Annotated in this window: 7 protein-coding genes; 3 read left to right on the top strand and 4 right to left on the bottom strand. The window is 72.2% G+C overall.

Translation table 11 applies throughout. The features are described from left to right. Positions 1–138 precede the first annotated feature (138 nt). Positions 139–1,677 (bottom strand): PP2C family protein-serine/threonine phosphatase, encoded by a 1,539-nt coding sequence (locus tag ACWF9Z_RS07895; protein ID WP_453598815.1) that lies wholly within the window; start codon positions 1,675–1,677, stop codon positions 139–141. A gap of 471 nt (positions 1,678–2,148) precedes the next feature. On the opposite strand from ACWF9Z_RS07895, the gene ACWF9Z_RS07900 reads away from it, so the two are divergent. Next, complete coding sequence (locus ACWF9Z_RS07900; RefSeq protein WP_453598625.1) at positions 2,149–2,868, top strand: bifunctional DNA primase/polymerase; 720 nt, start codon at positions 2,149–2,151, stop codon at positions 2,866–2,868. 135 nt (positions 2,869–3,003) lie between these two features. Then, positions 3,004–3,594, top strand: a complete 591-nt coding sequence (locus ACWF9Z_RS07905; RefSeq protein WP_453598627.1) for a hypothetical protein — start codon at positions 3,004–3,006, stop codon at positions 3,592–3,594. Positions 3,595–3,825: 231 nt separating this feature from the next. Here ACWF9Z_RS07905 and ACWF9Z_RS07910 read toward each other — a convergent pair whose 3' ends face one another. The 3 genes from ACWF9Z_RS07910 to ACWF9Z_RS07920 form a co-directional block, all read right to left on the bottom strand. After that, entirely contained in the window at positions 3,826–4,800 is a 975-nt protein-coding gene (locus ACWF9Z_RS07910) for a DUF5926 family protein (RefSeq protein ID WP_453598630.1), read from the bottom strand. Positions 4,801–4,954: 154 nt separating this feature from the next. After that, entirely contained in the window at positions 4,955–5,461 is a 507-nt protein-coding gene (locus ACWF9Z_RS07915) for an ATP-binding protein (RefSeq protein WP_453598817.1), read from the bottom strand. A gap of 180 nt (positions 5,462–5,641) precedes the next feature. Further along, positions 5,642–6,469 carry a glycerophosphodiester phosphodiesterase gene (locus ACWF9Z_RS07920; RefSeq protein ID WP_453598633.1) on the bottom strand — a complete coding sequence of 276 codons (828 nt, stop codon included), beginning with the start codon at positions 6,467–6,469 and terminating at the stop codon, positions 5,642–5,644. 208 nt (positions 6,470–6,677) lie between these two features. On the opposite strand from ACWF9Z_RS07920, the gene ACWF9Z_RS07925 reads away from it, so the two are divergent. Beyond that, a complete protein-coding gene (locus tag ACWF9Z_RS07925) occupies positions 6,678–8,216 on the top strand; it encodes a S1C family serine protease (protein WP_453598636.1) in 1,539 nt (512 codons plus the stop codon). Positions 8,217–8,332 lie beyond the last annotated feature (116 nt).

Genomic DNA, 8,332 nt, shown 5'->3' on the forward strand with positions numbered 1-8,332 from the left:
AGACTCACCCACACACTCGATCTCTTGTGCTCAGTGGGGTCCCGTTTTTTTTCCACCCGCCCGGGGGGGGCGGGGGGGGGGGGGGGGGGGGTGGGGGGGGGCGCCCCCCCCCCCGGGCTCAGCCCGGCCCCGGCCCGCTCAGTCGAAGCGGGCCGCGAGCAGCACGATGTCCTCCGCCGCGCCCCCCGCCGAAGCGGCGTCGCGGGCCTCCCCCTCCGGCAGTACCGTCCGCAGGATGTGGTCGCAGACCGCGGCCGGGTCCTCGCGGGCGCCACGGGGGATCCCCGCCGCCGCGGCGTGCAGCCGCGCGTACGCCCGGTCCATCGGATCGCCCGTGCGCCGCAGCAGCCCGTCCGTGTACAGCAGCACCGTTTCTCCGGGCGCGGGCTCGATCTCCACGCTCGGCGCCTCCCAGCACGACAGCATCCCGAGCGGCGCGGAGAGCGTGGTCTCCACGTACTCGGTGCGCCGTTCGCCGATCAGCAGCGGCGGGGCGTGCCCCGCCCCGGCCAGGATGATCTTGTGGCGCCGGCCGCCCGACGGGGTGGTCCCGGCGGGCTCGCCGTACGCGAAGAGCGCGGTCGCCGAGCGCGCGGGCTCGGTCAGCCGCAGCAGCAGCTCCAGGTCGGACAGGACGGCGACGGGGTCCTCGCCCTCCATGACGGCGTACGCGCGCAGCGAGGCACGCAGCCGTCCCATCGCGGCGACGGCGCTCGGGCCGGAGCCCGTGACCGAGCCGACGGACAGCCCGAGGGCGCCCTCGGGCAGCGGCAGCGCGTCGTACCAGTCCCCGCCGCCGCGTGGACCGGTGAGGTGCCGGGCGGCGAGCTGGACCCCGGGGATCCGGGGGAGCCGGCTGGGCAGCAGCTCCCCGGCGACGGTGGCCAGGTCCGAGCGGGAGCGCTCCACCTCCAGCATCCGGGCCACGTGCTCGGAGGCGTGCCGTACGTACAGGCCGATCAGGTCGCGCTGGCGGTCGCTGGGCTCGGCCTGCTCGTCGTAGAGCCAGACGGCCGCGCCGAGCCGGCCCGTGGCCTCGGCGGTCAGCGGCAGCGAGTAACTGGCGGCGTAGCCCAGGCGCGCGGCCACCTCGCGGTGCCGGGGGTCGACGGGTGCGGTCTGGCCGGCGGAGCCGGGAGCCGGGACCAGTCCGGGTTCGGGGAGCACCTCGGAGCCGCCGTGGGCGTCGGGCAGTCCGTCGAGGATGCGTCCGTACGAGGTGGAGCCGCGCGGCACCGTCTCGATGTGGCCGAGGTCGGCGCGGCTGAGCCCCAGGCCGATGGTGGTGGTGGGGCCGAGGCCGTCGGAGGGTTCCAGGGCGAGCAGCCCGCGGCGGGCGCCGACGAGGGCGGCTCCGGCGCGCAGGAACTCCTGGAGGGAGGAGGCCAGGTCACAGGTGCGGGCGAGCCGCTCGGTGAGCTCGTGGAGGGTGGTGAGGTCGGAGACCATGCCCGCCAGGCGGTCCTGGATGACCGAGCTCGCGGCGGGGGCCGGCGCCGGAGCGTGGGCGGTGCGCGCGGGCGTGGAGGGGGGAGTGGAGGTCGGTGTGGGCGCCACAGTGTGCGGGGACGCTGTAACTGCTGGATCGATTCCAGCCACTTTCGGCAAATGCGGGGCGCTCATGGCGTCCGCCTTTCCAGCTGGTGCGATTCGCCATTTAGCATCGCAAACCCCCAGATCATGCTGCGTCGCCTTCTATGAATCCACATCTACACGCACACGAGGAGCGATGTCCAGCATTGCCCAGGTGGGAATCCTGGTGTCCGTGAGACGGCAACCCCCTGCCCGGTCGAGGCTGGAACTTGGCCGGAAAACGGGGGAAGCTGGCGGCTTTTGCGGTCGACTGGGCGGGTCCGCAGGCCGGTCAGGGTACGTAATCGGTGGTGTGCGGGGACAGTTGGCGTTGTCCGGCCCTCGCCGGGAACCGCCCGGCGCGGCCCGTCGTCCCCATGGACGACAGCCCTCCCGGCGTTGGCACGGGGTCGCGTTCCTCCCCCTGCCGGACGTTCCATGGACCGGTAAGAAAACTGCACGAACCGTGTGAACCTGCTTCTGGCGGACAGTGACGCGAAACGTGTACGTGTGGTGAGACACCGCCTACATGGTGTGATGTGGCCCTCGACGTTCAACGGAAAGGAACGAGCGCTCATGCGCGAGATCCTCGGAAGGCGTCTCCAGCGGCTCCGCAATCGCTTGCGATCCATGCGCCCCGCCCCGCCGCAGGGCGACCCTTCGGACCACCTCGAGGCGGCGCTCGTCTGCGCCACCCGATGGCAGTGGCCCGTGCTGCCCGGCGTCGGGCGCTCCGGCACCGACGACGCGCGCTGCGCCTGCCCCGACCCCGACTGCGTCGTACCCGGCGCGCATCCCTTCGATCCCGGACTGCTCGCCGCCACCACCGACCCCCGGATGGTGGCCTGGTGGTGGGGCAACCGGTCCGGCGCCTCGGTCCTCCTGGCCACCGGCGGCGCCGCTCCCTGCGCGGTGAGCCTCCCGGCGGCCGCGGCCGCGCGTGCCGTCGTACGGCTGGACGCGCAGGGCATGCGGCTCGGGCCGGTCGTGTCCACGCCCACGCGGTGGTCGCTGCTGGTGGCGCCGTACTCGCTGGAGCGGCTGGGTGAACTCCTCTACGCCAAGGACCACGTGCCCTCCTCGCTGCGCTTCCACGGCGAGGGCGGCTACCTGCTGCTGCCGCCCTCGACCGCGAGCGGCGGAGGGCAAGTCCGCTGGGAGCGCGAGCCCGTCGGGGCCGGCGGCGCTCCCGGGGAAGCCGGAGACCTCTGGCTGCCGGAGGTGGAAGCGGTCGTGGACGCGCTGGTCGAGGCGAGCAGCGGGGCGCCCGGCGGCGGCAGCCGGCTGGCGTACTGACGCGCGTCGGCCCATGCCCGAACGGGGCGTACGGGGCGCAGCGGATCACTCGTACGGGTGCCAGTGGAACGAGTTTCCAAGGGAATTGGGCGCGGGGATCTCCGCGCCCCATTCCCGCATCGCTATCTTCGGCGAATGAATCTCCGCCTGATCGGTATCGGCGCCGGTGTGTTGATCATCTTGTCGCTTCCACTCGCGGGAGCGATCGCCGGGCCGGATTTCGCCGGTCAGAGTGACGGAAAAGGAGGCGGGCTGCTCTCCGCCTTGGGTCTCGGCGACTCTTCCGATTCCGACGGGAGTTCGGCTTCCGGCCGTTCCCGTACTCCGGCCGCCGGCGCGGTCCCGTCGCCCGCCCGGCCGGGCCCGCCCGAGCAGCCGCGTACCGATGCGCACTGCGGACCCGAACTGTCCTCCCCGCAGGGCGTGGAGGCGCAGACGTGCGTACTGACCGGCGAGGGCCGGACCTGGGGGCGGAGCTATTACCGCAACACCAGCGGCCGCGCGCTCGACGCGGTACTCACGCTGATGGGTCCGGCGGGACGGACGGTGCAGATCCGTTGCGCGGTCGGCGCGGGCGACGAGCCGGGTCTGTGCGAAACGCCGCGGGATCCTTCGGCGGGGACTCCGAACGGCTACTCGGCTGTTGCGGAGTTTGCAGTTCCGGATGCGGAAGGGGCTCTGCTTCTGCGGTCCGGGAGCAACTCACCGGTACCGGGTGACGGTTGAACGTCACCGGAAAATCAAGGGCCCGGTCGCTGGCGACGGGGGATGCACCAGCGACCGGGCTACAAGAACGGTAACAAGAGATCGCCTGTTCGCAAATTCGATCTCTGATATTCAGACACCGATTTGCAGGCGATTAGCGGGAGTTGTGACTCCGGTCACCGGTCACCGGTGAGTCGTGGCCGTCGGCTGCGGGGGGACCGGGACCGGGCTCCCGCAGCCGACGGCCGGGAGTCAGCTGAGGGTCACCTGGCGGTTGGTGAGGCCGCCGCGCGCCCGGCGCTCCTCCGTGGTGAGCGGCGCGTCCGTGGACAGCGCCACGGCCAGCCGCTCGGCGAGCTCGGCGGCGGGCTTCTCCACGTCGTCCGCCGAGACCCCGGTGGGCAGGTCCCAGACGGGGACCAGGAGCCCGTGCGCGCGGAAGGAGCCGACGAGCTTGGTGCCCTCGCCGAGCGAGGACGTGCCCGCCGCGTGCAGGCGCGCGAGCGCGTCGAGCAGCTTCTCCTCGGGCTCCGGCATGACCCAGCGCAGGTGGTTCTTGTCCGGGGTCTCGCACCAGTAGGCGGCGTCGACGCCGGTCAGCTTGACGGTCGGGATGGCGGCCGCGTTGGCGCGCTCCAGGGAGGCGGCCACCTCGGGGGAGGCGGTCTGGGCGCTGTCCGCGTCGGCGATCCAGAATTCGAAGCCGCTGTGGACAACCGGCTCGAAACCGCCGTCGGCCGCCAGGAGATCCTGAAGTCGCGGGCCCTCGGCCGGAACGCGGCGGGCCGGGACGATGGTGCCCGGCTCGGCGGCGAGCGCGCGCTCCAGGGTGTCGGCCATGTCCCGGGCGAGGTCGCCGGTGGTGGAGTCGTTCTGCAGGCCGAGCAGGACCGAGCCGTCCTCGCGGCGCAGGGCCGGCGAGGCCATCGGGAGTACGGTCACCAGCGTGACGGAGGGGACTCCCTCGGGCAGGCCGCCCTTGAGCGTGAGCGGGACCGTGGCGGCGGGCACGAGCTCGCGCAGCGCCACCCAGTCGCATTCGCCGGGCAGGCCCTCGAACGGGCGGGCCACGTGCTCGGTGACGGCGTGCGCGGCGGCTGCGCCGTGGCAGGCCTTGTAACGGCGCCCGGATCCGCAGGGGCAGGGCTCGCGAGCGCCCACTACCGGGATCTCCCCGTTGTTGAGCTGCGGCTTTGCGGTCTTCGCGGCGGGGCGCTTCTTGGCCATCGTGGGTGTCTCCCGGTTGCGGCGGTACGGCGTCGGTCTGGGCGCGAGCCTAGCCGTTCGTACCGCCGCAACAGGTGGGGTGCGGCCGGGAGCACGGTCGGCGTGCACTCCCGGACGGCCGCCATCTGCCTTCTCGGAGACTGGGAATGAGCGATCAAGGATCCAGATCGTCGAAGGCTGTACCGAAGTCGATCGCCGGGGGCGCAACGCGCGTAGCGAAATCCTCGTGCCGGGCCCCACAGGCAACGATCACCCACACGGTGATCTCACCCGCCGCTCCGTCCCGGACACCCCAGTCCTGGGCCAGGGCGCTGATGATGTTCAGCCCCCGGCCGCCCCGTGCGGTGACCGAAGGCGTGGCCGGGATCGGGCGGGTGGGCCCGCCTCCGTCCGTGACCTCGACCGTCAGTCGTCCCGCCTTGTCGACGCGCCACGAAGCGCGTATCTCGCCGTCACCGACTTCCCGCGATCCCAGCGGTCTGCCGTGCCGGCAGGCATTGCTGAGCAGTTCGGAAAGGATCAGTACTGCGTCGTCCACGACCGATTCGGACACCCCGTTGACGCGCAGTTGCTCGCGCATCCGGTGTCTCGCCTCGCCCACGCCAGCAGGACCATGGCGTACGTCCATGCACGACGACGTGGGCACTTCCTGTGCCACCATCAACGCCACCCCCGGAACCTCCTTAGCCCCACGCATGGTCTGGATGCCCCAATGGCCTGGACCGGAAACCGCCGGAGCATGGCCCTCTGACGCATTCGTCACGACCGGATGCGGAGCGGATGCGCCGGTGCACACCCCGTCACGGGCGCGCCGCATGTGACGGGTGTGCAAAAGGGGACGTCAGCGTCCTAGTTGTGACAGAACCTGTCGGGGTCTGTTCGTGATGATCGCTTCCACACCCAAATCAGCGCAGAGCTGAACATCTTCCGGATCGTTCACGGTCCATACGTGCACGGGGTGGCCCGCGGCCTGAAGTTTGCGGATGAAGCCCGGATGGCCGCGCACGATCCGCATGCCCGGACCCGCGATCCCTACTCCTGCCGGCAGCCGCCCGTCCCGCATCCGGGGCGAGACGAACTGCATGAGGTACACGGTCGGGATCGTCGGCGCCGCCGCCCGCACCCGGTGCAGGGAGCGTGCGGAGAAGCTCATGACCCGGATCGGGTGCGGGCCCTCGGCGGGCGGGGCGTCCAGGCCGAAGCGCTTGAGGAGGAACATCAGACGTTCCTCCACCTGTCCGGCCCAGCGGGTCGGATGCTTCGTCTCGATCGCCAGCTGCACGGGCCGCCCGGCGTCCGCGACCAGCTCCAGCAGCCGCTCCAGCGTGAGCACGGAGGTGCGCTCGGGGTCGGCGTCCCAGTCGGGGGACTCCTCGCGGTCCTTCCACGAGCCGAAGTCGAGGGCGGCGAGGTCGGCGAGCTCCAGGGCCGAGACGGCCCCGCGGCCGTTGGAGGTCCGGTTGACCCGGCGGTCGTGGACCAGGACGAGATGGCCGTCCGCCGTCAGCCGGATGTCGCACTCGAGGGCGTCCGCCCCGTACTCGATGGCCCTGCGGTAAGCGGCCAGGGTGTGCTCGGGGGCATCCTCCGAGGCGCCGCGGTGGGCGACGACCTGGATGGGGCGCGGCGTTGCGTGGGTCACCGGGCCATGGTGCCACCGAGGGGGCATCCGATGTCGGGGCGAGCTCGGCGGGCGCTCCTGCGGATGCGCCGGATATGTCGGAGATAAAGGATGGGGGAGACTCACAGGTCCGGCTTACAGTGCTCTGACGGGTCATGGGAAAGGCTTTGCCCCGGAACTTGTATGGCACGTCGAACGTTCAGTCGGACCGATATCGCCAGATTTTTGAAGCCGTGTGTGACGAGGAGAGAGCGCTGTGAGCACCGAGAACGAGGGCACCGCGGCCCCGACACCCCCCGCGGCCCCGTCCGCACCCCCGGTGGCCGCGCCAGCCGACGCCGCGCCCGCCGTGACCGCTCCCGTGGAACCGGTGACGCAGCAGCTGCCGCCGACGCCCGCGCCGGGTGGCGAGCCGACCCAGCAGCTCCCCCACACCTCCGCCGGGCAGCCCGCGGCCGCCCAGCCCGTGGCTCCCGCGCCGGCGTATGCCGAGAGCCCCGTCCCGCCGGTCACCCCGGCGTACGCCGAGACCCCCGCTTCCGCTCCGCCGCAGGCGACCGGAGCCGAGGGCTGGCCTCCGCCCCCGCCCGCGGCCCCCGCGTACGGGACCGGCGGCGGCCACGGCGGCGGCGCCTGGGGCGTGCCCCTGGCCGCGGACGGCGCCCCGCAGCCCAAGCGGAAGGGCAAGGGCGGCCTGGTCGCCGGCGTCCTCGCGGCAGCTCTCCTCGCGGGCGGCGTGGGCGGCGGCGTCGGCTACTGGGCCGCCGACCGGAGCAGCAACGGCTCCGGCTCGACCACGGTCACCGCCGGGAACACCCCCAAGGACCTCAAGCGGGACGCCGGCTCCGTCGCGGGGCTGGCCGCGGGCGCCCTGCCCAGCGTCGTCACCATCGAGGCCTCGGCCGGAGACGGCGACGGCGGCACCGGCACCGGCTTCGTCTACGACGAGCAGGGCCACATCCTCACCAACAACCACGTGGTGGCCTCCGCCGCCAACGGCGGCAAGCTCAGCGCGACGTTCTCGGACGGCAAGAAGTACGAGGCCGAGGTCGTGGGCCGGGCCCAGGGCTACGACGTGGCCGTCATCAAGCTGAAGAACCCGCCGTCCGGCCTCAAGCCGCTGGCGCTGGGCGACTCGGACAAGGTCGCCGTCGGCGACTCGACCATCGCGATCGGCGCACCGTTCGGCCTGTCCAACACGGTCACCACCGGCATCGTCAGCGCCAAGCACCGCCCCGTCGCCTCCGGTGACGGATCCGGCGGCAAGAGCTCGTACATGAGCGCCCTGCAGACGGACGCGTCGATCAACCCGGGCAACTCCGGCGGCCCGCTGCTCGACGGCCGCGGCGCGGTCATCGGCATCAACTCGGCCATCCAGTCGGCCGGCAACGGCGGCTTCGGAGGCGGCCAGGCCGGCTCCATCGGCCTCGGTTTCGCCATCCCGATCAACCAGGCGAGGAACGTGGCCGACTCCCTGATCAAGACCGGCAAGCCGGTCTACCCGGTGATCAAGGTCTCCGTGGACCTCGCGGCCAAGACCGAGGGCGCCAAGATCTCCGAGAGCGGCGCCGCGGCCAACGACCTGGTCGACCCGAACGGCCCGGCCGGCAAGGCGGGTCTGAAGCCCGGCGACATCATCACCCAGCTCGGCGACAAGCCGATCGACAGCGGCCCGACGCTGATCAGCGAGATCTGGACCTACAAGCCGGGCGAGACGGTGAAGCTGACCTACCTGCGCGGCGGTAAGCCGACGACGGTGGACATCACGCTCGGCTCGCAGGTCGGCGACAAGTAGCCGGCTCGACTGGCTTGATGGCGAGGGGCCGCAGGCGGGATTCCGGCAGGGGCCCCAGCCACAATCAGCGTATGATTAGATGGTGGTGGCTGCGCGGCACCAAAGGACGTTACCCG

The organism is Streptomyces sp. NPDC054961 (genome assembly GCF_053609145.1).

Bases quoted from the DNA above. Each gene is read 5' to 3' on its own strand.
- ACWF9Z_RS07910 (WP_453598630.1), bottom strand. From the start codon at position 4,800: ATGGCCAAGAAGCGCCCCGCCGCGAAGACCGCAAAGCCGCAGCTCAAC.
- ACWF9Z_RS07905 (WP_453598627.1), top strand. From the start codon at position 3,004: ATGAATCTCCGCCTGATCGGTATCGGCGCCGGTGTGTTGATCATCTTG.
- ACWF9Z_RS07915 (WP_453598817.1), bottom strand. From the start codon at position 5,461: ATGGTGGCACAGGAAGTGCCCACGTCGTCGTGCATGGACGTACGCCAT.
- ACWF9Z_RS07920 (WP_453598633.1), bottom strand. From the start codon at position 6,469: ATGCCCCCTCGGTGGCACCATGGCCCGGTGACCCACGCAACGCCGCGC.
- ACWF9Z_RS07900 (WP_453598625.1), top strand. From the start codon at position 2,149: ATGCGCGAGATCCTCGGAAGGCGTCTCCAGCGGCTCCGCAATCGCTTG.